We start from the raw sequence: 22109 nt of genomic DNA, 5'->3' as shown, positions 1-22109 counted from the left end.
GGGGACCTCGCCGGCCGCCTGATGCGTATCGTCGTGCCGGGCGCCCGGTTCGCGACGATCCGGCAGGAACTCGCCGGTGTCGGCGTGAGCGTCGCGACGATCTTTCCGGATCTCGACGGCATCGCGCAATTGACCGACACGCGCTATTTCCCGGACGACGAGGACACACACGCGCCGCGGTAAAGCCCACACGGGCTGCGGGCCGGGCACGCGCGATGCTTGTCCTCGACGGCGCGTACACGGGACCGAACCCCAAACGCCCGGCTTGCGACCGGTTCGCGGCAGGCGACGCGGCGGCTCCTGCGCGCGATTCAAACAGAACATCGAATCCGGAGGCTTTCATGCGCGAACCCAACGAACCACCGCGCGGTCGTCGCGACACGGCGTGCGGGCCCGCCGCCGGTTCCCGGCCGGCCGGAAACGCCGTCACCCGCGCGTTCGAACGTTTTGCGTCGAGCGTGACCACCTGGGCCGGCTCGCCGGTGGCGTTCGGCAGCGCGGTCGCGATCACCGTGCTGTGGCTCGTGAGCGGGCCGCTGTTTCATTACTCCAACGCGTGGCAGCTCGTGATCAACACCGGCACCACGATCATCACGTTCCTGATGGTGTTCCTGCTGCAGCGCAACCAGAACCGCGACAGCGTGGCGTTGCACCTGAAGCTCGACGAACTGCTCGCGGTCACGCGCGCGGCGAGCGACCGGCTGATCGGGATCGAGGATGCGTCGGAGGAGGAATTGCGCGCGTTGGCGCAGACCTATGTCGAAATGGCGCAGCGCGCGGCCGAGCGCGGCGAGGACGAACCGGGCGGCAAGCGCGCGGAAACGGCCGACACGCCGCCCGAATCCTGATCGTCGGATCTTCCGATCGAGCGATGTGCGGCCCGATGATTTTTCAAACGCTTGTCGTTTCGGTCGGCGCACCGTGGTGCGACGGCTCACATGCGCCGCTCGCAGCGGGGAACGGCACGTGCTGCATGCCGAAACGAAGCCCGGTCGTTCCGGGTATTGCCTACGGTGCCTCCATGAACTCCAGAACCCCTTCGAACCCGTTGTTGAACCTTGCGGTGGCCGTCGCTTGCGGAGCGGCCGCGATGTACTTCCTCGATCCGGCGTCCGGCCGGCGCCGACGCGCTTATCTGCGCGACAAGGCGGTTGCGGGCCGGCACGACGTGGCCGATTATGCGAATACGCAGGTGAAGCGGGCGGCCGACCATGCGCGCGGCGCGATCGTCGGCCTGCGGGCGGACTGGCTCGCGGGCGATGCGAGCGACGTGCAGGTGGCCGAGCGCGTGCGCGCGGCGCTCGGCCGGCTCGTCGCCCGCCCGCGCGACATCGACGTGAGCGTCGAGCGCGGCAACGTGTGCTTGACCGGACAGGTCGAGGAAGCCGAACGTCAGGCGCTGATCGACGGCGTCGCCGCGCTGCATGGCGTGCATCACGTCGAGGACGCGATGGGCGCGCGCAGCGAGTACAAGGCGTCGCCCGACGGTCATTCGCAGTGACGCGGCCGCGGCTGCCCGCACCGGCGGGGGGCCGGTGAACGAGTACGACACGCATTCGGCGCACGCACGGCTGCCGGCACGACGGCAGCCTGGCGCCCCAACCGGAGCAAGCCCATGATCGACCGCCAGCCCCCCGACACGACGCCTCCGCAGCCGGAGCCCGGCGCGCACGACGCGCTCGAACACCTCCTCGGCAGCCTGCATCGGCACGGCTTCCTGCGCTTCGCGAACGAAGTCGTCAGCGCGAACGCGCGACTGGCCGACACGTTCGTCGACGCGCTCGACAAGCCCGGCATGCAGAGCGGTATGGAGAATCTCGCGGTGCTCGTGACGGCGCTGTCGCGCATTCCGCCGGAACAGTTCAGCCGTGCCGCGTTCGCGGCGGCCGACGCGCTGCATCACGTCGGCTCGTGGCAGCCGTCTCAGCACGAGCATGTCGCGCCCGGCGTGCGCGGCGTCTACCGGCTGCTGCACGACGAGGCGCTGTGGGATGCGTTGACGCCGCTGCTCGAAGGGCTGAAGGTCTTCGCGCAAGGGCTCGCGCGCGATCCTCGGTCGCCGGTCGCCGAGCTCAACGAGACGACGAAAGACGCGTGAGCGCGCGCGGTTGCAGGTCGCTCGCGGCGCACAGGCCCGCGAACTGACGAATGATGCGCTGCGTCGGCGCGCTGGCCGGCCAGTGCGATACCGCGTCGATGCCGACCCAGCGGCACAGTGCGATTTCCCGGCCCGGGCACGCGTGCGCGCCGAGCGGCAGGCTCGCGACGAAGACGTGATGGCGTTTCACGCTGCCGTCCACGTAGAAGAAATACGCGAGTTCGAGATCGGCGAGCCCCGTTTCCTCCCGAAGTTCGCGATGCGCGGCGTCGAGCGCCGATTCGCCGCGCCGAATCACGCCGCCCGGCAGTGTCCAGCGCGACGCTCGCCCGCGCGCGACCAGCAGCACACGCTGGTTGCGATGGCAGATGATCGTCGCGCGTTCCTTCGCCAGCGGCGCCAGCGGCACCGCGCGAACAGGGAAATCGGCCGGGTCGGGTAGCGTCATGCAAGGCAGGCAACGGGTGATTGAAAGATCCACGGCCTTGTACAGCAACGTGCATGCCCGCTTCGCCGCCGCGCCGGCCGGCATGCGGACGTTTCAGGGCCGCTGCCCGATCGCCGTCCGCGATTTTTCAACGGCTTGTCATTTCTGCCGCCGGCCATCGAGGGCGGGCCGTGCGGCGCGACGTATGAACTATCGCGAGTCGTCCGGTTCGTCGGGCCGATGCGGCGTCCCGCTTTCCGGCTCGGTCGGCTTGCCTTCGGCGGGGTCGTGGGCGCTGCGCGGCGGCGGCGTGCCCGTGCCGCGGCGCTTGCCTTCGGGGCCGGGCGTGCTGTCGCCGCGATCTTCGCCGCGTGTGTCGGTGTCGAGCGAGGTGGAGCGTGTCATGGTTCGCGAGTCCTGTCGGGGGGCGGTCGAAGTGCACGCATCGCGCATCGTGCATGCCGCGGTCGGACGAAGCAGGTGGCCGGGCCCGCCGTTTGCTTGATCGCGCGCTTGAGGTCGGCGCGAGCAATGTCGCCCGCGCCGCCGCCTGGAGCCCCGTTTCATGCCCGATGCGATCCTGTGCCCGTTGTCCGTTCGTGAGCGATGGTGCGTCGCGGTCCGGCGCGCGTTGACGCCCGGACCGCGACGCACCGGCGCGCCGGACGCGTTCGCGCCGGCGGTGGCCGGTGTCGCCCTGTCGACGCCGATGATGCCGATGATGCCGATGCGCGTGCCTTGGCCGGTGTTCGAGCGCTGGCCCACCGCCATCGCCCGTGCAGGCGACGGCCAGTCCGGCGGCGGCAGCGGCTCGGGCGCCGCGCCAGGCCGCAACGGCGAGCACTCGACCGACGCGCCGGGCGGCGGTGGCGGCGACGACCATCCGCACGACGATCGCGGCGGCCGCACCGGCGGCGACGGGGATGGCAACGACGGCGACGGCGAACGCAAGCGGCCCGGCAAGAAGCCGCTGATCATCCTGGGCGCGGTGGTGTTCGTGCTGCTGATCGGCGGGCTCGTGTGGTGGTTCGCGACGCGCAACCAGGAAAGCACCGACGATGCGTATACCGACGGCAACGCGATCGCGGTCGCGCCGCACGTGTCCGGCTACGTGACGCGCCTGGCGGTCGACGACAACACCTTCGTGCGGCGCGGCGACGTGCTCGTCGAGATCGATCCGCGCGACTACCGCGCGCAGGTCGACGCGGCGCAGGCCCAGCTCGGTCTCGCGCAGGCGCAGCTCGACGCGGCGCGCGTGCAGCTCGATATCGCCCGCGTGCAGTATCCGGCCCAGTACCGGCAGGCGCGCGCGCAGATCGAATCGGCGGAAGCCGCGTACCGGCAGGCGCTCGCCGCGCAGTCCCGCCAGCGGGCGGTCGATGCGCGCGCAACCTCGCAGCAGGCGATCGACGCGGCCGATGCGCAGCGCGCGACCGCCGACGCGAACGTCGCGATGGCCCAGGCGCAGGCGCGCACCGCGAGCCTCGTGCCGCAGCAGATCCGGCAGGCCGAGACGGCCGTCGAGGAACGCCGCCAGCAGGTGCTGCAGGCGCGCGCGCAGCTCGAGACGGCCAACCTGAACCTGTCGTACTGCGAGATGCGCGCGCCGTCCGACGGCTGGGTCACGCGGCGCAACGTGCAACTGGGCTCATTCCTGCAACCGGGCACGTCGATCTTCTCGATCGTCACGCCGCGCGTGTGGGTCACCGCGAATTTCAAGGAGTCGCAGCTCGAGCGGATGCGCATCGGCGACCGTGTCGACGTGTCGGTCGACGCGTATCCCGATCTCGACCTGCACGGCCACGTCGACAGCATCCAGCTCGGCAGCGGCTCGCGCTTCTCCGCATTCCCGACCGAGAACGCGACCGGCAACTTCGTGAAGATCGTGCAGCGCGTGCCGGTGAAGATCGTGCTCGACGGCCCGCTGCCGACCCGTCCACCGCTCGGTCTCGGCCTGTCGGCCGTGCCGACCGTCCACCTGAAATGACCGGCCGCCGTGCCGCGGCCGGTGTCGACCGGAGCGATCCGATGCCCGATACCCGCATGCCGTTCCCGTTTCGCGAGGCCCGCCGATGAACCGGCCGCCCGAGCGCGGCGGCGCGTCCGGCGGCACCTGGCGACCCGCCGCGAACCCGTGGCTCATCGCGATCGTCGTCACGCTCGCCGCATTCATGGAAGTGCTCGACACGACGATCGTCAACGTCGCGCTGCCGCACATCGCCGGCACGATGTCGGCGAGCTACGACGAGGCGACCTGGACGCTCACGTCGTATCTTGTCGCGAACGGCATCGTGCTGCCGATTTCGGGGTTCCTCGGGCGCCTGCTTGGCCGCAAGCGCTACTTCCTGCTGTGCATCGCCGCGTTTACCGTGTGCTCGTTCCTGTGCGGCGTCGCGACCAACCTCGGCGAACTGATCGTGTTCCGCGTGCTGCAAGGGCTGTTCGGCGGCGGGCTGCAGCCGAACCAGCAGTCGATCATCCTCGATACGTTTCCGCCCGAGCAGCGCAATCGCGCGTTCTCGATCTCGGCGATCGCGATCGTCGTCGCGCCGGTGCTCGGGCCGACGCTCGGCGGCTGGATCACCGACCATTTCTCGTGGCGCTGGGTGTTCCTGCTCAACGTGCCGATCGGCGCGCTGACCGTGCTCGCGGTGATGCAGCTCGTCGAGGACCCGCCGTGGCGGCGCGACGCCGAACGCGGAATCTCGATCGACTACATCGGCATCGGGCTGATCGCGATCGGGCTCGGCTGCCTGCAGGTGATGCTCGATCGCGGCGAGGACGAGGACTGGTTCGGCTCGAACTTCATCCGCGTCTTCGCCGTGCTGTCCGTGCTCGGGCTGGTCGGCGCGACGCTGTGGCTGCTGCGTACGAAGAAACCGGTGGTCGACCTGTCGTGCCTGCGCGACCGCAATTTCGCGCTCGGCTGCGTGACGATCGCGACGTTCGCGGCCGTGCTGTACGGCAGCGCGGTGATCGTGCCGCAGCTCGCGCAGCAGCGTCTCGGCTACACGGCGACGCTCGCGGGGCTCGTGCTGTCGCCCGGCGCGCTGCTGATCACGCTCGAGATTCCGCTCGTGAGCCGGCTGATGCCGCACGTGCAGACGCGCTATCTGGTCGGGTTCGGCTTCGTGCTGCTGTGCGCTTCGCTGATCTATTCGCGCACGCTGGTGCCGGACATCGACTACACGCACCTGATGTTGATCCGCTGCGCGCAGTCGCTCGCGATCGGCTTCATGTTCGTGCCGATCACGACGCTCGCGTACCTGACCGTGCCGCAGCGGCTCAACGACGACGCGTCCGCGCTGTTCACGATGTTCCGCAACGTCGCGGGCTCGATCGGCATCTCGGTGTCGACCGCGCTGATCCGCGAGCGCACGCAGGCGCGCATGGCGCATCTGTCCACGCACATGTCGACGCTGTCGCAGAACTTCCAGGATGCGTTGCAGGAGAATGCGCGCGCGATCGGCGCGCTGACGGGCGCGCAGCCGTCGGCCGCGCTGCAGACGGCGAGCGGGCGGCTGTACCAGACCTTCATCGAACAGGCGACGATCCTCGCGTATATCGACGTGTTCGCGATCCTCGCGGTGTTCTGCGCGTTCAGCATTCCGCTGACGTTCCTGTTCTCGCCGGCGAAGGCCGCGGGCGGCGCGGGAGGGCATTGATGATGACGATGCATCGACGCGGCCGTTGCCGACATTCGCTACCCGCACGCGGAATCGCCGCGATGCTCGCCGCCTGCGCGGTGCTTGCGGGCTGTACCGTCGGACCGGATTTCAAGCCGCCGCAGGCGGACGCGCCGGCCAACTGGCATGACTTGCAGGCCGCGGACGCGGCATCGCCGGCATCGGGCGCGTCAGCGGCATCGGCTGCATCAGCGGCATCGGCCCCCGGCGCACATGCGCCATCGTCGCCGGTGACGAGCGCCGATCCCGATCCGCGCTGGTGGCGCGCGTTCGGCGATCCGCTGCTCGACCAGCTCGTCGAGCGCGCCGCGCATGACAACCTCGACGTGCAGGCCGCCGTGCTGCGCATCGCCCAGGCGCGCGCGCAGGTCCGCGCGGCCGCCGCGCAGGGTTTGCCGGACGTGCGTGCGACCGCGAGCTACCAGCGCGAACAACTCGGCCTGAAAGGGATCGTCGAGGAGCAGGGCATCGACCAGCGGGTCGATCGTCTCGGCGCGCCGGGCTCGCCGCTCGACCGGTTCGGGCCGGGCACCGGCGCGAGCGTGCAGCAAGGCGCGCGCGGCGCGCTCGATGCGCTCGAAGCGCCGGTCAACCTGTGGCAGGCCGGGTTCGACGCATCGTGGGAGCTGGACCTGTTCGGCCGGGTGCGCCGCTCGGTCGAAGCGGCCGGCGCGCAGGCGAGCGCGGCGATCGCGAGCCGCGACGATGCGCTGCTGTCGCTGGAAGCCGAAGTCGCGCAGACCTATCTGCAACTGCGCGGCGCGCAAGCGCAGCGCGCGCTGGCCGACGATCTGCAACGCGCGCAGCGGGAACTGCTCGACCTGACGCGCGAGCAGGCCGCGCACGGTCTCGCGAGCGATCTCGACGTGCGCAGCGCCGAGGCGCGGCTCGCGCAGATCCGCACGCAACTGCCGCAGTTCGACCAGCAGATCGTGCTGCTGCGCAACGGTCTCGCGTATCTGGTGGGCGGCGCGCCGGGCGCGCTCGACGACTGGCTCGACGCGCCGCGCGCGTTGCCGGACGTGCCGCCGGCCGTGCCCGTCGGGCTGCCGTCGACGCTCGCGCGCCGGCGCCCCGACATCCGCCGCGCGGAGGCCGAGCTGCATGCGGCCACCGCCGACGTCGGCGTCGCGGTCGCGCAGTTCTATCCGGACATCTCGTTGACGGGGCAAGTCGGGTTGCGTGCGTCGCACGTGCGCGAGCTCGCGCACTGGTCGCACCTGTTCTATTCGTTCGGACCGGCCGTCTCGCTGCCGATCTTCTCCGGCGGGCAGCTCGTGTCGAACCTGCGGCTGTCGCAGGCGCGCCAGGCGGAAGCGGCGCTCGCCTACCGCCAGGCCGTGCTCGTCGCGCTGCGCGACGTCGACAATGCGCTGGCCGTGTACCGCACCGACCAGGCGCGCGCGGCCGCGCTCGACGATGCGGTGAAGGCCGAACAGGGCGCGCTGGATCTCGCACGCGATCGCTACAGGAAAGGGCTGTCGCCGTTCCTCGACGTGCTGGACGCCGAGCGGCAATGGTCGGAAGGCCGGCAGCAGGCCGAGCAGGGCGCGTTGCAGAAGACGACCGATCTCGTCGCGCTGTACAAGGCGCTCGGCGGCGGATGGGAGGCCGGCTCGGGCACGAACTCGGATGCGGGGGCAGAGGCGGCACGCACCAGATAGCCGCAAGCGCGTGCCGGGCTTCGCGAGCCGCGCTCGCGCAACGTCGTTCGCCGGCCCGCGCGCGGCCTCAATCCCACGCGTGCTTGCTGAACTGATAGCCCTTCGAGCGGATGGTCTTGATCCGCTTCGGTTCGTTCGCATCGTCGCGCAGCTTGCGGCGCAGCTTCGAGATGCGGCCGTCGATCGACCGATCGAGGCCGTCGAACGCGATGCCGCGCAGCAGCAGCGTCAGGTCTTCCCGGCTGACCACCTCGCCCGCGCGGCATACGAGCGCCCACAGCAGGTCGAATTCGGTCGACGTCAGGCGCGGCATGCTGCCGTCGGGAAGATGCACGCGACGGTCGGCCCGGTCGATCGAGAACTTGCCGAACACGTATCGCTGCGGCGAATCCGGCACGGGCTCGCCGGCCGGCACGCGCGTACGTCGCAACTGCGCCTTGATCCGCGCGAGCAGCAGGCGCGGCTCGACCGGCTTGCGGAGAAAGTCGTCCGCGCCGAGTTCCAGGCCGAGCAATTCGTCGAACGGTTCGTCGCGGCCCGTCACCATGATGACGATGCCGTCGTAATGCATGCGCGCCTCGCGGCAGATCTCGAAGCCGTCCTTGCCCGGCAGGTTGACGTCGAGCAGCACGAGATCGGGGCGGCTCGCGACGATCGCCGGTACCGCGCCGGTGCCGTCGAACAACGTCTCCACCCGGTAATGATGCTTGCGCAGATAGTCGGCGATCAGCGCGGACAGCGGGACGTCGTCTTCGACGAGCAGGATTCGAATGGGCATCGGTAAACGAAGGGGCAAAACGGGAAGGTGGCGAGCGGTCAGGCCCAGTCCGAACGCGTCGTAGCCGAAGCGACGTGGATGATACTGCGCAACATTCCGACGGAATGTGACGAAATCTGGATCGTTCGGTGAGCTTAGCTGTGGGCCAATCGCTGCCGCCGGGTGGAAAGCGCGGGGTGGGTAGCGTCAGGCCGCTTGTGAGGTTGAAACAGGTCGATGCGAGGTCCGGCGCGGCGCGCGCGATGATGCACGAGCGGGCATCCTTCAGACGAAAACGTTTGCGCCGATCCGGCGTCGGCGAACCTCGCTTGCACCGGCCGAACCCAGGCCAGGCAAGGTTAGTCGACATATCATTACAAAATATTACCGACGTGGGCGCGTCTCGGTCCCTACAATTCCCGAACCTGACTTACGCGCCTCGCATACTGCGATGGCCTCTGTTTTCCGGTCGCATCGACGGCCGGTTTCGACGACCCGTCGAGTCAGGCTGCTCGCGGGCGGAACCGGGATGCGCGTGGGTCGGATCGATGCCGCACCGGCTCGCGACGGGTCGGCAAGCGGAGACAAGACGAATGATTCACGGAAATCACGGGATTCACGGGGAAGCGAAATGACGCCGTTGCAAGTCGTCCTGAGTCTCGATGCACTCACGCATGCGATCGAAGCCGCGGTGGCGCGCGCCGACTGGAACGAGGCCGTCCGCGCTGCCGAGATGCGTTCGGCGTTCATCGTTGCGCTTGCACCCGATCAACCGGACGAGGTCATGTCGGCGCTGATGAAAGTGCAGGAGATCGATGTCCGGATCTCCACCGTCGCGCGCGAAACGCTGGAGGCGCTCCTCGCGGAGGGCTGGACGGCGTTGCACGCCACCCGCGCGGCAACGAACGCGCTGAGGGTGCAGCAGCGGTCGCTCGAGACCGGCGCCGCGGCAACGCGACATTGAGATTCGTTTCCTTCGGTGCTGGCATGAGATTCAGAAAACGCACGAGTCAGGTCGATGCAACACGATGGTTCGCCGAGGGCGACCATGAACGGGTAGAGCGTCGTGAGGGCAAGTGGGCGGTCGCGACGCCGGAAGGCTGGCGATCGGTGAAGCCGGGCGACTGGATCGTGCGCGATGAATGCGGCAACTGCTGGCCGATGGAAGACGGCCTCTTCATGCATTGCTACGAACCGGCAGCGGACTGACTCGGCTGCCGGTTCGCCGCGCTTACCGGCTCTTGCGCGAGAACATCAGCGAATCGGCGTCGTTGAAGCGGATGCGCCGCGGCTCGCCGTAACCGGCTTTCTCCGCGACCCGGATCGAGGCGACGTTGGTCGGCGCGATCAGGCACACGCTGCGCTCGAACCGCTGCTGTGCGTCGAGCCATGCGAGCGCGGCCGCGAGCGCCTCCGTCGCGTAGCCATTGCCTTGCGCCCACGTCGCCAGCGCCCAGCCGGCTTCCGGCACGCCGCGAATCGGCGGCTCGATGTTCCGATGAAAATCCGCGAAGCCGAGATCGCCGACATAACGGCCCGACGCCTTTTCTCGAATCGCCCAGTAGCCATAGCCGAGCAGTGGCCACAGCCCGCGATACGCGAGCATGCGCATCCACGAGTCGCGCGGTGTGGAGGGCGTGCCGTTGAAGATGTGCGCGACGACGCCGGGCTCCGCCCACATCGCGGCGAGTGCGTCGAAGTCGCCGAGCGGATGGCCTTCGAGAATCAGGCGCGGCGTGTCGAGAACGGGCGGGGACGAGACGGGTGGCACGGCGCTGAATGTCATCGGGCGTTCCATGAGGGAAAGCGGCACGGCTGCCGCGCTTGGGCTCCGTACGATACCGCGTAAACGGCGAGCGGGGCGCAATGCCCCGCCCGCATCGCGGCATGACGTGCGATCGTGCCCGTCCCGTAGGGTCTTTACTTGCGGCTTTTCAGGAAGGAACGCCCTTCGGCCGTGATCGACGCGCCGGAGCGGCCGTGCGGGGGATGGCTGACGAACCCGGCGCTGACGAGCTCCCGCGCGATCGACCAGCCGAGCGCCGGCGCATCGCGGCCGTAGCGAACATCGGCGAGGCGTTCGAGCGCCCAGATCGCGGAGGCCGACAGGTTGGGGGTGTTGGACGTGAGATTGTCGTTCATCGCTTCCTCGGGAAATGGCGTTTCGGGATGGACGGCGCGTGGCCGCGGGATCGGCGGCGCAAGCGTCAGTCTGCTTGCAGCAACGGCAACAGCGCCTGCAGCGCCGCTTCCTCGTCGGGGCCGGTGGCGAGCACCTGGGCCGACGTGCCGCCGTGAACCTGCAGCGACGCGATCGCGCCGCTGTCTTTTGCGTTGCTGCCGTGCCCGTTCGCGATCAGCTGGATATCGCTGTCGAAACGGCGTGCCGCGTCGACGGTCGCGTCGCGCGCGGCGCGGCCCCGATTACGGTTCCATGCGGGGCCGATTTGAACGTACACGACAGTTGCCACGATGCTGGAAAGCCTCCGGACAGGTGGGCGGAGCGGCGCGCGACCTGCACGGTTGCGCGCGTGTTGCGGACATCGGGCGGCCGGGATGTCACGATTTCCCGCAGGGTCGCGGGGCGCCGGCCGGGCGGAGTGCGCGCGCCATTCGGCGCGAACATGCCGACATCCGCTGCGAAGGCGCATTCAAGTGCGCGGATTGTCGGGAAGTGGATGATTATAATGCATCGGCCAGATCATGTGAATTGCATTATAATGCCGTGTGCGCCGCTGGCGGCCCGTGGCACTGCCGGCGGCCGCGTGGCGGCGCATCCGGGCATGCGACCTGCTCGCCCGGCATCGTCGATCGACCCGAACCTCTCCCCGAATGGAAGCTGCAATGAATGCCCCCGCCTGCCCGCAATGCGCGATGGAAAACACTTACCCGGATGGCGCGCTGACCGTGTGCGCGGACTGCGGCCATGAATGGTCGGCCGACGCCGGCGCCGAGGCCGGCGACGAACCGGCGGGCGACGTCGTCAAGGACGCCAACGGTAACGTGCTGTCGGACGGCGATTCGGTCGTGCTGATCAAGGACCTGCGCGTGAAGGGTTCGTCGATCACGCTGAAGATGGGCACCAAGGTCAAGAGCATCCGGCTCGTCGGCGGCGATCATGAAGTCGACTGCAAGACCGACATGGGCGGCTTCATGCTGAAGGCGTGCTATCTGAAGAAGGTCTGAGCACACGGTTCAGGCAGCCGCTGCATCCGCGTTTTCATCCGCCGCATTTCCAGCCGATTACCCGCACATGGCCGAGGATCGAACTTCCTACGACGCGTTCGTCAGGTTCCTGGCGACGCCGCTGAACGACGGCCGGCCGTTCGTGCTGGAGACGCAGCACGCGGTCTCGCTGCACTTCGATCATTTCGGCACCCAGAGCTTCATGTCGCTGCGCGATCCGGTGCGGCTCGCGCTCGGCTATACGCGCGTGATGATGGGTTTCCTGCTGTTGCAGGCCGAGCCGGCGCACATCTGCATGCTCGGGCTCGGCGGCGGGTCGCTCGCGAAGTACTGCTACCGCCACCTGCCCGGCACGACGCTCGATGCGGTCGAGATCAATCCGGACGTGATCGCGCTGCGCGACGTGTTCAGGATTCCTGCCGATGATGCGCGCTTTCGCGTGGTATGCGCGGACGGCGCGGATCATCTCGAGCGGGCGGACGTCCGGACGGACGTGATCCTGCACGACGCGTTCGTCGCCGACGGGAGGCGCGGGCGCTGTACGGGCGGCATATTCCTCGATATGTGCCGCGCGCGCCTGAGCGAATCCGGCGTGCTCGCGATCAACTTCATGGACGACGATCCGGCCTTGCCGGAGCACCTCGAGCAACTGCGATCGGTATTCGGTTCGTCGTATGCGCTGGTGCCGTGTGGCGACGACAACAACTTCGTTGCATTCGCGTGGAAGGGCGGCAGCCGGCTGCCGTCGTTGCGTACCCTGCTGGAGCGGGCGCTCGCCTGCCCGCAGGCCGGCGAACTGAAGCTCGCTGCCACCGCGCGGCGCATGAAGCACGGCGAGGGCATCGATCCGCGGCGGCTGGTGTGGCGTGCGCAATCGCACGAACGTTGGGAGATCGGCGCGTAACGGTGCCGGGGTGCCGGGGGTACCCGGCCGGCGCCACGCGGCCTTGACGGCCGCGCTTACTTCACGCGCTTGCCGATCGCGCTGCGGGTCTTGTACGTGACGCCGTGCCGGTCGAGATATTCGCGGATCAACTGCCGGACGACTTGCGACGGCGTAAGATCCTGCTCCGCGCAGAGCATCTCGAAGGCTTCCTTCTTCGCGGGATCGATCAGGACGGTCAGGCGGGCGGTTTTCGTTTCCATGACGGGGCGAGGGTGGTCGGTATGTTAATCAAATTATAATCGATCCGCTTTCGGCGTTACCGCGCGCGCCGCGCGCACTGCCCGTGGCGCACGATCAGCGTTGGCTGCGCAGCAGCGCGAGCAGGTCGTCGATCACCGGCACGATGGCGAGCGTGACGAGCACCGCAGCGAGCGGCACGGTCGACACGTAGCCCACATGCTTGAAGCCGATGGCGCCGGCCAGGCCACCGACGAAGAACGACGCGAGCATCGTCGCGTGTATCCGCAGTTTCGAACGGTTGGCGATCACCGCGTGCGCGTCGACATCGATGGCCGAGCGGTTCCAGTAGAACAGCTTCCCGAGCTCGATGCCGAGGTCGGTCACGATGCCCGTGACGTGGGTCGTGCGGATTTCCGCACCGGACAACTTCGTGATCGTCGCGTTCTGCAGCCCCATGATGAAGCACAGCAGCGTCACGGTCACCGGCACGAAGAACGTTTCCCACAGCGCGAGGTGGCTGCCGAGCAGCCCGAACAGCAACAGCAGCGCGGCTTCGACCAGCAGCGGCAGCATGAACTGGCTGTGCAGGCCCCGGCGGCGCCCCCAGTTGACGAGGATCGCCGAGCAACTGGCGCCGATCAGGAACGACCCCAGCGAGCTGATGCCGGCGAGCGCGAGCCGCACGTCACCGAGCGCCGTCTGGTCGGCGATTGCCGACACGATGCCGCTCATGTGCGACGTGTATTGCTTGACCGCGAGAAAGCCGCCGGCGTTGGCCGCGCCGGCGACGAACGCGAGCGAAAACCCGAGCTGGCGGTTCGCGGTCGCGCTGCGGTGTTTTCCCGTCAGGTTTCGAAAGTACTGCGCTGGCATAAGGGCTTCGCTCGATCGTCGCGGATTCGCGGGCACAGGCGGAAAAGCGATGCCGGGCGGCGTGACGGGCACGCCGCTTGCACCGGATACCGGGCTGTCGAATCATGTGATGAACATGATAATGTCATTATCATACCCTGTTGGCCGGATGGTGCTTTCAGTACAATGGTGCAATGCGCCGCCGGCCGGCTGTTTCGCCGCTGCGCGGCGCGCGCCCGCGATTCCCTTCTGCCCACCGCTTCATGACCCCGATCAAGTTCATCCTTCGCTACACGGCGATCCCGTTCACGGCCATCGTCGCCGTGGTGATCTGGACTGTCATACCATCGTCGAAAGAGATCGATGCGAGACAATACGCGGCGCTGTCGCGCGCGTACGCGAGTTTCCCGCTGCCGTTTAGGCGCGAGATCTCGGACACGATGGCGCACGGCACGATCAACGACCGGCGCTACCAGGCGCTGGTGCGCGATTCGCTGGGCAACGGCGTCGCGCTGGACTGGCCGGCGTCGGGCGTCGGTGGCGTCGCCGACGAGCGGCAAAAACTGGCCGAACTGATTCAGGCCGATTCGGATCTTCAAAGGCAACGGCAATGAAAACCCTGCTGGTTTCTGTGGCATTCGCGATGATCATCGCGAGTCTGATCTTCGCGCTGTACTTCATGAATCACGATCGCGGCAAGTCCAAGCGGATGGCGTGGTCGCTCGCCGCGCGCGTCGGGTTGTCGGTCACGCTGTTCCTGTCGCTGCTGATCGCGTACAAGCTCGGCTGGATCGAGCCGACCGGGTTGCCGATCGGGCGCTGACGCGCGGTTGCCGCGCGGGTGCCGGGCGGTTCGATTCCGCGTGATCGCGCCGAAGCGGACTTGACGGCGAGCACCGGTGGTCGATCAGCCCGACGAGGCGGTTCGACCGGGGCAGGCAGCCGTCATGCGAGCGCGGTGAGCGTCGGCGCGGTAGCCGTGCCGCCGGGCAGCGTGGGCAGTGCGTCGAGAAGCGACGCGGTATACGGGTGCGACGGCGCGTCGAATACCTGCGTGACCGGCCCGCTTTCGACCACGCGGCCGCGTCGCATCACGAGAATCCGGTCGGCCACGTGATGCACCACACCCAGGTCATGCGAGATGAACAGCATCGCGGTGCCGTGTTCGGCCTGCAGATCGGCGAGCAGGTCGAGCACTTGCGCCTGGATCGACACGTCGAGCGCGCTGACCGGTTCGTCCGCGACGAGCAGCGCCGGGTTGGACGCGAACGCGCGCGCGATCGCGACGCGCTGGCGCTGGCCACCGGACAATTCGCGTGGATAACGGTCGAGGCACGCCGCACCGAGCTGCACTTCGTCGAGCAGTTGCAGCACGCGGCGGCGGCGCGCGTCGCCGTGGAGTCCGACCACCTCGAGCCCTTCGCCGATGATCCGGCGGACCGAATAGCGCGGATCGAACGAACTGTACGGGTCCTGGGCGATCAGCTGCAGCCGCGCACGGCGGGCGCGCCGCGCGGCTTCGGGGATGCCGTTCCATGGCTGCCCGTCGAGCGTGACGGTGCCGGCGTCGGGTTCGACGAGCCCGAGCACGATCCGCGCGACCGTCGATTTGCCGGAACCGGATTCACCGACGATGCCGAGCGTCTCGCCGCGCGCGAGCGAGAACGACACGCCGTCGACGGCGGGCGGCGCATCGCGTCCGCCGTAGCGCTTCGTCAGCGCGTCCACGGCCAGCACCGGTGCCTGTGCGTCGATGCGCTTCGACGGCAGCGGCACGCGCTCGGCGGTCGCCAGCCGGAACCCGCGCGACGTGGCGGTGGGAATCGCCGCGAGCAACGCACGCGTGTACGGATGCGTCGGTGCGCTCAGCACGTCGCGTGCCGGCCCCTGTTCGACGACCTGGCCGGCGCGCATCACGAGCACGCGGTCGGCCAGCTCCGCGACGACCGCGAGGTCGTGGCTGATCAGCAGGATCGCGTCGCCGGCATCCCGGCGCGCACGCAGCAGTGACAGGATCTGGCGTTGCACGGTCATGTCCAGCGCCGTGGTCGGCTCGTCGGCGATCAGCAGCGACGCGCCGCCCGCGATCGCGGTGCCGATCAGCACGCGCTGCCGCAAGCCGCCCGACAACTGATGCGGATACTGCGGCAGCCGCCGCTCGGGATCGTCGATGCCGACCGAGCGCAGCAGGTCGGCGCTGCGCGTGGCGACGTCGCGCTGCCGCGTATCGTGCAACGCCTCCGCGACGAGGTCGCGCACGCGCCACAGCGGGTCGAGCGACACCAGCGCGTCCTGCAGCACGTAGCCGATCCGGCGGCCGCGTATCGCGCGCCAGTCGCGCTCGCGATGGCCGCGCGCATCGATGCCGGCGATCTCGAACCGGTCGGCGTCGATCACCGCGTGCGGGCCGTTCAGCCCGACCAGACTGCGCGCGGTGACCGACTTGCCGGAGCCCGACTCGCCGACGAGCGCGACGCATTCGCCGGCATGCACGGCGAGATCGAGCGGGCCGACGACGGCCTGCGTTCCTCGCGGGCCGCGAAACCCGATCGTCAGGCGCTCGATGCGGGCCAGCGGCGCGGCGGATGAGGTCGTTGCGCGCGCAACGTTAGCGGGCGTGCTCATGCCGCCTCCCGATGTTCGAAGCGCGCCTGCCAGTAGCCGCCGAGCGCGTTCACCGCGATCACGGCCGCGGTGATCGCGAGGCCGGGCCACACCGCGATCCACCACGCGTTGTACAGATAGTTGCGGCCCTCGGCGAGCATCAATCCCCATTCCGCGGCGGGCGGCTGCGGTCCCATCCCGAGGAAGCTCAGCCCCGACGTACCGATGATCGCGGTGCCCAGCCCGATCGTCGCGAGTACCGGTACCTGCGCGATCGCATGCGGCAACACGTGCCGCCATACCAGCACCGCCGGCGCAAGACCGAGCGTGCGCGCGTGCTCGACATAGCCGGATGCCGCGACGACGAAGGTTTGCGCGCGCACCACGCGTGCGAAGCGCGGCACCGACGCGACGCCGAGCGCGAACACGAGGTTGACCGCGCCGGGGCCGGTGAACGAGATCAGCATCAGCGCGAGCAGCAGGTCGGGAAACGCGGACACGACGTCGAGCACGCGCGTGATCAGTTCGTCGAGCCAGCCGCGTGCGAGGCCGGCGAACAGCCCGAGCGCGGTGCCGAACAGCGTCGCGACGCCGATCGCGGCCGCGCTGATCGACAGCGAGTAGCGGGCGCCGTACACGACCCGCGAGAAGATGTCGCGGCCGAGCTGATCGGTGCCGAGCCAGTGCTCGGCGCTGCTGCCGAGCTGCGCGGACAGCGGATCGGCCGCCAGCGGGTCGTAGTGCGCGAGCCAGCCCGGTGCGACGACGGCGATCGCGTTCAGCAGCAGATAGACGGCGGCGAGCGCGAGGCCCGGATGGCGGCGCAGCCAGCCGGCGGCGGCGAATGTCGCGGGCGTGCGCAACGTGAAGTCGATGGGCGTGGACATCGAAGTCTCCGGTTCAACGCGCTGCGCGGCGATCGCGCAGGCGGGGATCGATCAGCAGGTACAGCAGGTCGACGGCCGTGCTGAGCGCGACATAGATGGCCGCCGACAGGATCGCGATCGCGAGGATCACCGGCATGTCCTTCGACAGCACCGCGTCGACCGTCACCTTGCCGAGGCCGGGCCGGCCGAACACCTGCTCGGTGATCACCGCGCCGCTCAGCAGGCCGCCGACGAGCCAGCCGGCGAGCGTGACGGCCGGCAGCGCCGCGTGGCGCAGCGCATGGCGCACGCGCAGCGCGAGTCCGCCGATGCCCCACGAACGCACCGTCAGCGCGTACGGCTCGTCGAGCGCGCGCTCGATGCCTTGCCGCAGTACGCGGCCGATCACCGCGCCCTGCGCGAGCCCGAGCGACAGCGCGGGCAGGACGAGCGACGCGAAGCCGCGATCGCCGGCTACCGGGAACAGCTTCAGCGTAAAGCTGAATACGAACAGCAGCATGATGCCGAGCCAGAACGACGGCGTCGATGCGAGCAGCAGTTCGACGCCCGACGCGGCGCGGCCGGCCCAGCGGCGGCCGGCCGTCAGTACCGCGAGGCCGACCGCGAACACGATCGTCACGACCAGCGCCGCGCCCGTCAGTTTCAGCGTCGGCCACAGCTGGCCGAGCACGAGCGGCGCGACGTCGGTGTTCAGGATGTACGAGCGGCCGAACTCGCCGTGCAGCACGCGCCACAGGTAATGCACGTATTGCAGCGCAAGCGGCTCGTCGAGCCCCCATTCCTGGCGGATCGCGGCTTCGATCTCCGGCGTGCTCAACTGCTCGCCGATCAGGATGCTGACGATATCGCCCGGCGCGAGATGCACGGCGGCGAACGACAGCGTGACTGCGGCCCACAGCACGAGCGCGCCGGTGGCGAGCCGCGTCGCGATCGGCGAACGCAGCCAGCGGCGCCATGCGGCCGGCGGCGCAGCGGTAGGCCGCGCGTCCGGGACGGAGACGAAAGCGGACGACGGACGGTTCATGGTCGATTCTCCTGTCGGGGCAGCGCGATGGGCGATGCGAGGCAGGCCGGCAAGCGTCGGCTTACTTCTTCACCCACACGTCGTACGGGTTCTCGGGCATCTGCGCGAACGAGCGGAAGCGCAAGCCCTGGACCGCCTTCGCGGCGGCGATCTGGTCTTCCGGCTCGTACAGCGGCAGCGCGTACGCCTGCTCGTTGATCGCGAAGTGCTGCAGCTCGCCGTACAGCTTCTTGCGCTCGGCGACGTTCTGCGTGCGCGCGGCCGCCTGCAGCCAGCGCGTCAGCTCGGGCGCCGCCGCACGGCTGTAGTTCAGCGCGCCGCCGCGATCGACGGGCAGGTAGTGGCCTTCGATGTCGATGCCGTCCGGCGGCGTGTTCGAGTTCGCGATCGAGCCGAACTTGCCGCTCTTGCGCGCCTCGACGTACGTGCCGTCGTCGACGTACTGGATCTTCAGGTCCACGCCGAGTCGTTGCCGCGCTTGCGCCTGCAGCGCCTGCAGCAGCACGTCGCGCTGGTCGCGCACGGTCGCCTGCGCCTGGACGACCGCGATCGTCAGCCGCTCACCGTTCTTCGTGCGGAAGCCGCCGCTGTCGCGCGCGCTCCAGCCGGCTTCGTCGAGCAGCTGGTTCGCGAGCTTCGGGTTGTTGCCGTAGGTCTTTTCGATCGACGCGTCGTAGAACGGATCGATCGGCGACGTGATGCCCCATGCGCGCGTGCGCTCGCCGCGGTAGATCGATTGCACGATGCCGGTCGTGTCGAGCCCTTCGAGCAGCGCGCGGCGCACCTTCACGTCCTGCGTCGGGCCGTAGCCGACGTTCAGGAACAGCGAGTACGGCGTGCCGGTGTTGAGCGCGCGGCGGTAGGTGAAATCGGCGTTCTTGCGGATCAGCGCGGCGTCGTTGCCGGACACGCCTTCGATCACGTCGACCTGGCCGGACAGCAGCGCGCCGGTGCGGACCGACGATTCGGGCAGGAACCGGTAGACGACCCGGTCGAGATACGCGGGGCCCTGGTGGCCGGCGGTCGGCGGCGCCCAGCGATAGTCGGGATTTTTCGCGAACTCGATTTCCTGGCCCTTCACGTAGCGGCGCAGGATGAACGGGCCGGTGCCCGCGATGTCGGGGCCGCCCGATTTCAGGCCGGGGCGGTCGAATGCGTTCGGCGACAGCAGCGGCAGCCGGCCCGCGAAGGTCAGGAACGGCGCATACGGCGCGTCGAGCGTGATGACGACCGTGTGCTCGTCCGGCGTCTTGACGTCGGCGACGTGCGAGATCAGCCGCGCGAGCTGGCTGCCGGCCGCATACGACAATTCGCGCGCATTCAGGAAATTGCGGGCGACGGCCTTCGCGTCGAACGGCGCGCCGTCGGTGAATTTCACGCCGTCGCGCAGCGTGAACGTATAGGTCTTGCCGTCGGCGGAGACCTTGTAGCCGGTCGCGAGCCACGGCACGTAGCTGCCGTCGGGCTTTTGCGCGAGCAGGCTTTCGTACGCGTTGCGCAGCAGCAGCTCGACCTTGTCCTGGCCGTTCAGTTGCGGGTTCAGCGTGCGGGGTTCGGTTTCGACGCCCCAGGTCAGCGTGCCGCCCGCGACGGGTGCGCCCTGGGCAAACGCCGTATGCGGCAGCGCGAGCGCGAGCAGCAGCGCAGCCGAGACGGTGCGGCGCGACGCGCGCAGCGCGGAATCCGGAAATGCGATTGTCATGCGAGAAAGCCTTTTACGAGGTGGATAGCGGTGGATGTGGTTCGCGTCGTTTATGTGGGTCGGCGCGGTACGTCACGTCACGCGTTCGCGTGGATGCGTTCGCGGTCCCGGGCGGTGTCGTCCGCGGCTGCGCCCGGGTAGAGATCCGGGATCAGGATTTTTCTCAACCAGACGAGCGGCGTGCCGAGCGCGTTCGTCGAGCGGTCGAACGACTGGTAGCCGCTGCGCTCGTAATACGACTGCAGCCACGGATGGTTGGTCGCGGTCGCGAGATACGTCGCAGGCGCCTTGACTTGCGACGCCAGGAACTGCGTCTCGACGTGCGCGATCAGTGCGTGCCCGAATCCTTGTCGCTTGAACGCGGGGGCGACTGCGAACCAGTGCAGGAACGGATACGGCGTGCGATGGCGTTCGCCGGACACCCACGGAAACCGCACGGTCAACGTGGCCGCGAGCGCCGTGCGGCCGTCGGGTGTCGCGTGTTCGAGCACGAACGTCGTTTCCCGCGCGACGGTCTGCGCGACGCGTTCGATCGGCGAGCGCGTGATCGTGAAGTGCACGCCCTGCGCCGCGAGCGGCGCGTAGGCGTCCTGCAGCAACGCGTAGACGGCCGGCACGTCGTCCGCGCCGGCGATGCGGATCGTATCGGTCATGGCGCGGTGCCTTCGAAGTCCGGTTGTCGTGCGTTCGGACGTGCATTCGCTTCGTCGCGCGCCGCCGCCGTGTCGCGATCGTCGGCACGCACGCCGGCCAGCAACCGCAGCGACGCAATCCGCGGTGCGGCATCGGCGACCGGCGTGTCGACGACGAATTCGGCAATCCCGTGACGACGATGCAATGCGTCGAGCTCGCGCAGCACGTCGTCGCGCGTGCCGTGCACGATCCGTGTTTCGCGCGGCTCGATCCGGTGCGGGCCGCCGCCGGCCTGGCGGATGTATGCATGCGCCTGTTCGAGACTGCCGACGTTGACGGCGGGCGTGTCGCCTACCTGCACGCGAAAACCCTGATGTCCGCTCGCGAGCTGCGCCGCCGTGTCGCGGGTGTCGGCGACGATCGCGGAGACGGCCAGCAGCGGCGTGCGGCCGCCCGACGCTTCGCGATAGGTGTCGAACGTGCGTTCCAGATCCGTCGCGGAGGCATTCAGATGCGATGCGTAGACGAACGCCCAGCCGAGCCGCGCGGCGAGCGTGGCGCTTTCCGCGCTCGCGCCGAGCAGGAACGGTTGCGCGGGCACCGGCGGGCGTGGCGTCGCATGCAGCGTGGCGGCGTCCTGGCCGGCCGCATCGGCTGTCGCATCGTCACCTTCGAGATGGCGATTCAGCTCGTCGGCCAGGTCGGCGAACGACGCGCGCCGCGCCGGATCGTAGCCGGCCTGCAGCGCGCGCGTCGACAGCGGCAGGCCGCCCGGCGCCTTGCCGATGCCGAGATCGACGCGGCCGGGCGCGAGCGACGCGAGCAGGTTGAAGTTTTCCGCGATCTTGTACGGACTGTAGTGCTGCAGCATCACGCCGCCCGATCCGACCCGAATGCGCCGCGTATGCGCGAGCACGTGCGCGATCAGGATTTCCGGCGACGGGCATGCGAGCGCGGCGGTGTTGTGATGTTCGGCGAGCCAGTAGCGGTGATAGCCGGCCGTATCGGCGAAGCGTGCGAGCGATACGCTGCGCGCCAGTGCGTCGGCGGCGGTTTCTCCGGGTGCGACGGGGCTCTTGTCGAGCACGCTCAAGCGGAACGGCAGCGCGGACAAAGCGGACAAATCGAAGTGGGAACGGAGGGCGTCGAACGTCATGATGATGCGATCGGCGCGGGTCGAAACGGCCTGATCAACGGATTTTGCATGCCGAATTATTTTGCGTCGACGTTCGCACGGTCAAACAATCAAGAAGAATATCGAAAGCCGAAAATATTCGTTCCGGCCGCCCGGGGGGCTTGCGCTATGGTCGTTGGCTGCGCGCCTCGCGGCGCGTGCGTGGAGCCTGCCCGACGATCCGACGCGCGTACGCTCGCCGTCGCGCTGTTCGCGGGCACGCTCCGATTCTCCGATCGAACTGAATCACGAGGAATGCGAATGATCCAGCAACGCGAACGACGTAAGG

General features: G+C 68.9%; 26 protein-coding genes and 1 pseudogene. 13 read left to right on the top strand and 14 right to left on the bottom strand.

Annotated features, from left to right (window positions below; translation table 11 throughout):
- The 4 genes and pseudogenes from JMF86_RS32565 to JMF86_RS32550 all read left to right on the top strand — a co-directional run.
- A pseudogene (locus JMF86_RS32565) lies at window positions 1-183 on the top strand (FRG domain-containing protein); the annotation flags it as partial.
- Window positions 184-341: 158 nt separating this feature from the next.
- A complete protein-coding gene (locus JMF86_RS32560) occupies window positions 342-848 on the top strand; it encodes a low affinity iron permease family protein (protein WP_011545494.1) in 507 nt (168 codons plus the stop codon).
- Between the two features lie 173 nt (window positions 849-1021).
- Window positions 1022-1501 carry a BON domain-containing protein gene (locus tag JMF86_RS32555; protein ID WP_041489680.1) on the top strand — a complete coding sequence of 160 codons (480 nt, stop codon included), beginning with the start codon at window positions 1022-1024 and terminating at the stop codon, window positions 1499-1501.
- 114 nt (window positions 1502-1615) lie between these two features.
- Window positions 1616-2098, top strand: a complete 483-nt coding sequence (locus JMF86_RS32550; protein ID WP_011695022.1) for a hypothetical protein — start codon at window positions 1616-1618, stop codon at window positions 2096-2098.
- On the opposite strand, the gene JMF86_RS32545 is transcribed toward JMF86_RS32550, so the two are convergent.
- Both JMF86_RS32545 and JMF86_RS32540 read right to left on the bottom strand, forming a co-directional pair.
- Window positions 2073-2546, bottom strand: a complete 474-nt coding sequence (locus JMF86_RS32545; RefSeq protein ID WP_041489306.1) for an NUDIX hydrolase — start codon at window positions 2544-2546, stop codon at window positions 2073-2075. The genes JMF86_RS32550 and JMF86_RS32545 overlap by 26 nt on opposite strands.
- Window positions 2547-2735: 189 nt before the next feature.
- Window positions 2736-2930, bottom strand: a complete 195-nt coding sequence (locus JMF86_RS32540; protein WP_077179781.1) for a hypothetical protein — start codon at window positions 2928-2930, stop codon at window positions 2736-2738.
- A gap of 160 nt (window positions 2931-3090) precedes the next feature.
- Between JMF86_RS32540 and JMF86_RS32535 the strand changes: the two genes are divergently transcribed.
- The 3 genes from JMF86_RS32535 (at window position 3091) to JMF86_RS32525 (ending at window position 7875) form a co-directional block, all read left to right on the top strand.
- Complete coding sequence (locus tag JMF86_RS32535) at window positions 3091-4512, top strand: HlyD family secretion protein (protein WP_077179782.1); 1422 nt, start codon at window positions 3091-3093, stop codon at window positions 4510-4512.
- A gap of 85 nt (window positions 4513-4597) precedes the next feature.
- Entirely contained in the window at window positions 4598-6190 is a 1593-nt protein-coding gene (locus JMF86_RS32530; protein ID WP_027811531.1) for a DHA2 family efflux MFS transporter permease subunit, read from the top strand.
- Entirely contained in the window at window positions 6190-7875 is a 1686-nt protein-coding gene (locus JMF86_RS32525; protein ID WP_054928672.1) for an efflux transporter outer membrane subunit, read from the top strand. Before JMF86_RS32530 ends, JMF86_RS32525 begins: the two co-directional genes overlap by 1 nt.
- A 67-nt stretch (window positions 7876-7942) precedes the next feature.
- Here JMF86_RS32525 and JMF86_RS32520 read toward each other — a convergent pair whose 3' ends face one another.
- Window positions 7943-8653 carry a response regulator gene (locus tag JMF86_RS32520; RefSeq protein ID WP_077179784.1) on the bottom strand — a complete coding sequence of 237 codons (711 nt, stop codon included), beginning with the start codon at window positions 8651-8653 and terminating at the stop codon, window positions 7943-7945.
- Between the two features lie 610 nt (window positions 8654-9263).
- On the opposite strand from JMF86_RS32520, the gene JMF86_RS32515 reads away from it, so the two are divergent.
- Window positions 9264-9596 (top strand): hypothetical protein, encoded by a 333-nt coding sequence (locus tag JMF86_RS32515; RefSeq protein ID WP_043887713.1) that lies wholly within the window; start codon window positions 9264-9266, stop codon window positions 9594-9596.
- Window positions 9597-9619: 23 nt separating this feature from the next.
- Complete coding sequence (locus tag JMF86_RS32510; RefSeq protein ID WP_023476577.1) at window positions 9620-9841, top strand: hypothetical protein; 222 nt, start codon at window positions 9620-9622, stop codon at window positions 9839-9841.
- A 22-nt stretch (window positions 9842-9863) separates the two neighbouring features.
- Here JMF86_RS32510 and JMF86_RS32505 read toward each other — a convergent pair whose 3' ends face one another.
- The 3 genes from JMF86_RS32505 to JMF86_RS32495 form a co-directional block, all read right to left on the bottom strand.
- Entirely contained in the window at window positions 9864-10430 is a 567-nt protein-coding gene (locus JMF86_RS32505) for a GNAT family N-acetyltransferase (RefSeq protein ID WP_012336702.1), read from the bottom strand.
- A 122-nt stretch (window positions 10431-10552) separates the two neighbouring features.
- Window positions 10553-10774, bottom strand: coding sequence for a hypothetical protein (locus JMF86_RS32500; RefSeq protein ID WP_011545483.1), 222 nt, complete (start codon window positions 10772-10774; stop codon window positions 10553-10555).
- A gap of 65 nt (window positions 10775-10839) precedes the next feature.
- Window positions 10840-11091, bottom strand: a complete 252-nt coding sequence (locus JMF86_RS32495) for an HPr family phosphocarrier protein (protein WP_077179785.1) — start codon at window positions 11089-11091, stop codon at window positions 10840-10842.
- 373 nt (window positions 11092-11464) lie between these two features.
- On the opposite strand from JMF86_RS32495, the gene JMF86_RS32490 reads away from it, so the two are divergent.
- Together JMF86_RS32490 and JMF86_RS32485 are read left to right on the top strand one after the other, a co-directional pair.
- The gene (locus JMF86_RS32490; protein WP_006498247.1) at window positions 11465-11818 is read left to right on the top strand and encodes a zinc ribbon domain-containing protein YjdM; all 354 of its coding nucleotides are present in this window, start codon (window positions 11465-11467) and stop codon (window positions 11816-11818) included.
- Window positions 11819-11885: 67 nt separating this feature from the next.
- Window positions 11886-12722, top strand: a complete 837-nt coding sequence (locus JMF86_RS32485) for a spermidine synthase (protein WP_077179786.1) — start codon at window positions 11886-11888, stop codon at window positions 12720-12722.
- A 56-nt stretch (window positions 12723-12778) separates the two neighbouring features.
- Here the strand turns inward: JMF86_RS32485 and JMF86_RS32480 are convergent, their stop codons facing one another.
- Together JMF86_RS32480 and JMF86_RS32475 are read right to left on the bottom strand one after the other, a co-directional pair.
- Window positions 12779-12964 carry a ribbon-helix-helix protein, CopG family gene (locus JMF86_RS32480; protein WP_006489181.1) on the bottom strand — a complete coding sequence of 62 codons (186 nt, stop codon included), beginning with the start codon at window positions 12962-12964 and terminating at the stop codon, window positions 12779-12781.
- Window positions 12965-13058: 94 nt separating this feature from the next.
- On the bottom strand, window positions 13059-13817 hold the full coding sequence (locus JMF86_RS32475; protein ID WP_012336706.1) for a YoaK family protein: 759 nt from the start codon (window positions 13815-13817) through the stop codon (window positions 13059-13061).
- 242 nt (window positions 13818-14059) lie between these two features.
- On the opposite strand from JMF86_RS32475, the gene JMF86_RS32470 reads away from it, so the two are divergent.
- Together JMF86_RS32470 and JMF86_RS32465 are read left to right on the top strand one after the other, a co-directional pair.
- Window positions 14060-14410 carry a hypothetical protein gene (locus tag JMF86_RS32470; protein ID WP_027806248.1) on the top strand — a complete coding sequence of 117 codons (351 nt, stop codon included), beginning with the start codon at window positions 14060-14062 and terminating at the stop codon, window positions 14408-14410.
- Window positions 14407-14619, top strand: a complete 213-nt coding sequence (locus tag JMF86_RS32465; RefSeq protein WP_006489184.1) for a twin transmembrane helix small protein — start codon at window positions 14407-14409, stop codon at window positions 14617-14619. Before JMF86_RS32470 ends, JMF86_RS32465 begins: the two co-directional genes overlap by 4 nt.
- Before the next feature lie 122 nt (window positions 14620-14741).
- Here JMF86_RS32465 and JMF86_RS32460 read toward each other — a convergent pair whose 3' ends face one another.
- The 6 genes from JMF86_RS32460 to JMF86_RS32435 form a co-directional block, all read right to left on the bottom strand.
- The gene (locus tag JMF86_RS32460; protein WP_077179787.1) at window positions 14742-16421 is read right to left on the bottom strand and encodes an ABC transporter ATP-binding protein; all 1680 of its coding nucleotides are present in this window, start codon (window positions 16419-16421) and stop codon (window positions 14742-14744) included.
- A complete protein-coding gene (locus tag JMF86_RS32455; RefSeq protein WP_077179788.1) occupies window positions 16418-17287 on the bottom strand; it encodes an ABC transporter permease in 870 nt (289 codons plus the stop codon). Before JMF86_RS32455 ends, JMF86_RS32460 begins: the two co-directional genes overlap by 4 nt.
- Window positions 17288-17300: 13 nt before the next feature.
- On the bottom strand, window positions 17301-18311 hold the full coding sequence (locus JMF86_RS32450) for an ABC transporter permease (protein WP_077179789.1): 1011 nt from the start codon (window positions 18309-18311) through the stop codon (window positions 17301-17303).
- Window positions 18312-18372: 61 nt separating this feature from the next.
- On the bottom strand, window positions 18373-20013 hold the full coding sequence (locus tag JMF86_RS32445) for an ABC transporter substrate-binding protein (RefSeq protein WP_077179790.1): 1641 nt from the start codon (window positions 20011-20013) through the stop codon (window positions 18373-18375).
- A gap of 77 nt (window positions 20014-20090) precedes the next feature.
- Window positions 20091-20666 carry a GNAT family N-acetyltransferase gene (locus JMF86_RS32440; RefSeq protein ID WP_077179791.1) on the bottom strand — a complete coding sequence of 192 codons (576 nt, stop codon included), beginning with the start codon at window positions 20664-20666 and terminating at the stop codon, window positions 20091-20093.
- Window positions 20663-21802, bottom strand: a complete 1140-nt coding sequence (locus tag JMF86_RS32435) for an MsnO8 family LLM class oxidoreductase (protein ID WP_077179792.1) — start codon at window positions 21800-21802, stop codon at window positions 20663-20665. The genes JMF86_RS32440 and JMF86_RS32435 overlap by 4 nt, the downstream gene beginning before the upstream one ends.
- Window positions 21803-22109 lie beyond the last annotated feature (307 nt).

The sequence above is a fragment of the Burkholderia sp. E168m15 genome (assembly GCF_016586105.1).
GTDB classification, from domain to species: Bacteria; Pseudomonadota; Gammaproteobacteria; order Burkholderiales; family Burkholderiaceae; genus Burkholderia; species Burkholderia orbicola.
The sequence above is the reverse complement of the archived record's forward strand: the minus strand, read 5'-3'. Positions and strand labels throughout refer to the sequence as shown.

What these genes read in the sequence shown, in the direction of transcription:
- JMF86_RS32540 (WP_077179781.1), bottom strand. Translation starts at nt 2,930, where the DNA reads ATGACACGCTCCACCTCGCTCGACACCGACACACGCGGCGAAGATCGC.
- JMF86_RS32490 (WP_006498247.1), top strand. Translation starts at nt 11,465, where the DNA reads ATGGAAGCTGCAATGAATGCCCCCGCCTGCCCGCAATGCGCGATGGAA.
- JMF86_RS32480 (WP_006489181.1), bottom strand. Translation starts at nt 12,964, where the DNA reads ATGGAAACGAAAACCGCCCGCCTGACCGTCCTGATCGATCCCGCGAAG.
- JMF86_RS32560 (WP_011545494.1), top strand. Translation starts at nt 342, where the DNA reads ATGCGCGAACCCAACGAACCACCGCGCGGTCGTCGCGACACGGCGTGC.
- JMF86_RS32525 (WP_054928672.1), top strand. Translation starts at nt 6,190, where the DNA reads ATGATGACGATGCATCGACGCGGCCGTTGCCGACATTCGCTACCCGCA.
- JMF86_RS32450 (WP_077179789.1), bottom strand. Translation starts at nt 18,311, where the DNA reads ATGAACCGTCCGTCGTCCGCTTTCGTCTCCGTCCCGGACGCGCGGCCT.
- JMF86_RS32505 (WP_012336702.1), bottom strand. Translation starts at nt 10,430, where the DNA reads ATGGAACGCCCGATGACATTCAGCGCCGTGCCACCCGTCTCGTCCCCG.
- JMF86_RS32500 (WP_011545483.1), bottom strand. Translation starts at nt 10,774, where the DNA reads ATGAACGACAATCTCACGTCCAACACCCCCAACCTGTCGGCCTCCGCG.
- JMF86_RS32530 (WP_027811531.1), top strand. Translation starts at nt 4,598, where the DNA reads ATGAACCGGCCGCCCGAGCGCGGCGGCGCGTCCGGCGGCACCTGGCGA.
- JMF86_RS32535 (WP_077179782.1), top strand. Translation starts at nt 3,091, where the DNA reads ATGCCCGATGCGATCCTGTGCCCGTTGTCCGTTCGTGAGCGATGGTGC.
- JMF86_RS32465 (WP_006489184.1), top strand. Translation starts at nt 14,407, where the DNA reads ATGAAAACCCTGCTGGTTTCTGTGGCATTCGCGATGATCATCGCGAGT.
- JMF86_RS32515 (WP_043887713.1), top strand. Translation starts at nt 9,264, where the DNA reads ATGACGCCGTTGCAAGTCGTCCTGAGTCTCGATGCACTCACGCATGCG.
- JMF86_RS32475 (WP_012336706.1), bottom strand. Translation starts at nt 13,817, where the DNA reads ATGCCAGCGCAGTACTTTCGAAACCTGACGGGAAAACACCGCAGCGCG.
- JMF86_RS32545 (WP_041489306.1), bottom strand. Translation starts at nt 2,546, where the DNA reads ATGACGCTACCCGACCCGGCCGATTTCCCTGTTCGCGCGGTGCCGCTG.
- JMF86_RS32555 (WP_041489680.1), top strand. Translation starts at nt 1,022, where the DNA reads ATGAACTCCAGAACCCCTTCGAACCCGTTGTTGAACCTTGCGGTGGCC.
- JMF86_RS32460 (WP_077179787.1), bottom strand. Translation starts at nt 16,421, where the DNA reads ATGAGCACGCCCGCTAACGTTGCGCGCGCAACGACCTCATCCGCCGCG.
- JMF86_RS32485 (WP_077179786.1), top strand. Translation starts at nt 11,886, where the DNA reads ATGGCCGAGGATCGAACTTCCTACGACGCGTTCGTCAGGTTCCTGGCG.
- JMF86_RS32435 (WP_077179792.1), bottom strand. Translation starts at nt 21,802, where the DNA reads ATGACGTTCGACGCCCTCCGTTCCCACTTCGATTTGTCCGCTTTGTCC.
- JMF86_RS32455 (WP_077179788.1), bottom strand. Translation starts at nt 17,287, where the DNA reads ATGTCCACGCCCATCGACTTCACGTTGCGCACGCCCGCGACATTCGCC.
- JMF86_RS32520 (WP_077179784.1), bottom strand. Translation starts at nt 8,653, where the DNA reads ATGCCCATTCGAATCCTGCTCGTCGAAGACGACGTCCCGCTGTCCGCG.
- JMF86_RS32440 (WP_077179791.1), bottom strand. Translation starts at nt 20,666, where the DNA reads ATGACCGATACGATCCGCATCGCCGGCGCGGACGACGTGCCGGCCGTC.
- JMF86_RS32445 (WP_077179790.1), bottom strand. Translation starts at nt 20,013, where the DNA reads ATGACAATCGCATTTCCGGATTCCGCGCTGCGCGCGTCGCGCCGCACC.
- JMF86_RS32550 (WP_011695022.1), top strand. Translation starts at nt 1,616, where the DNA reads ATGATCGACCGCCAGCCCCCCGACACGACGCCTCCGCAGCCGGAGCCC.
- JMF86_RS32470 (WP_027806248.1), top strand. Translation starts at nt 14,060, where the DNA reads ATGACCCCGATCAAGTTCATCCTTCGCTACACGGCGATCCCGTTCACG.
- JMF86_RS32510 (WP_023476577.1), top strand. Translation starts at nt 9,620, where the DNA reads ATGAGATTCAGAAAACGCACGAGTCAGGTCGATGCAACACGATGGTTC.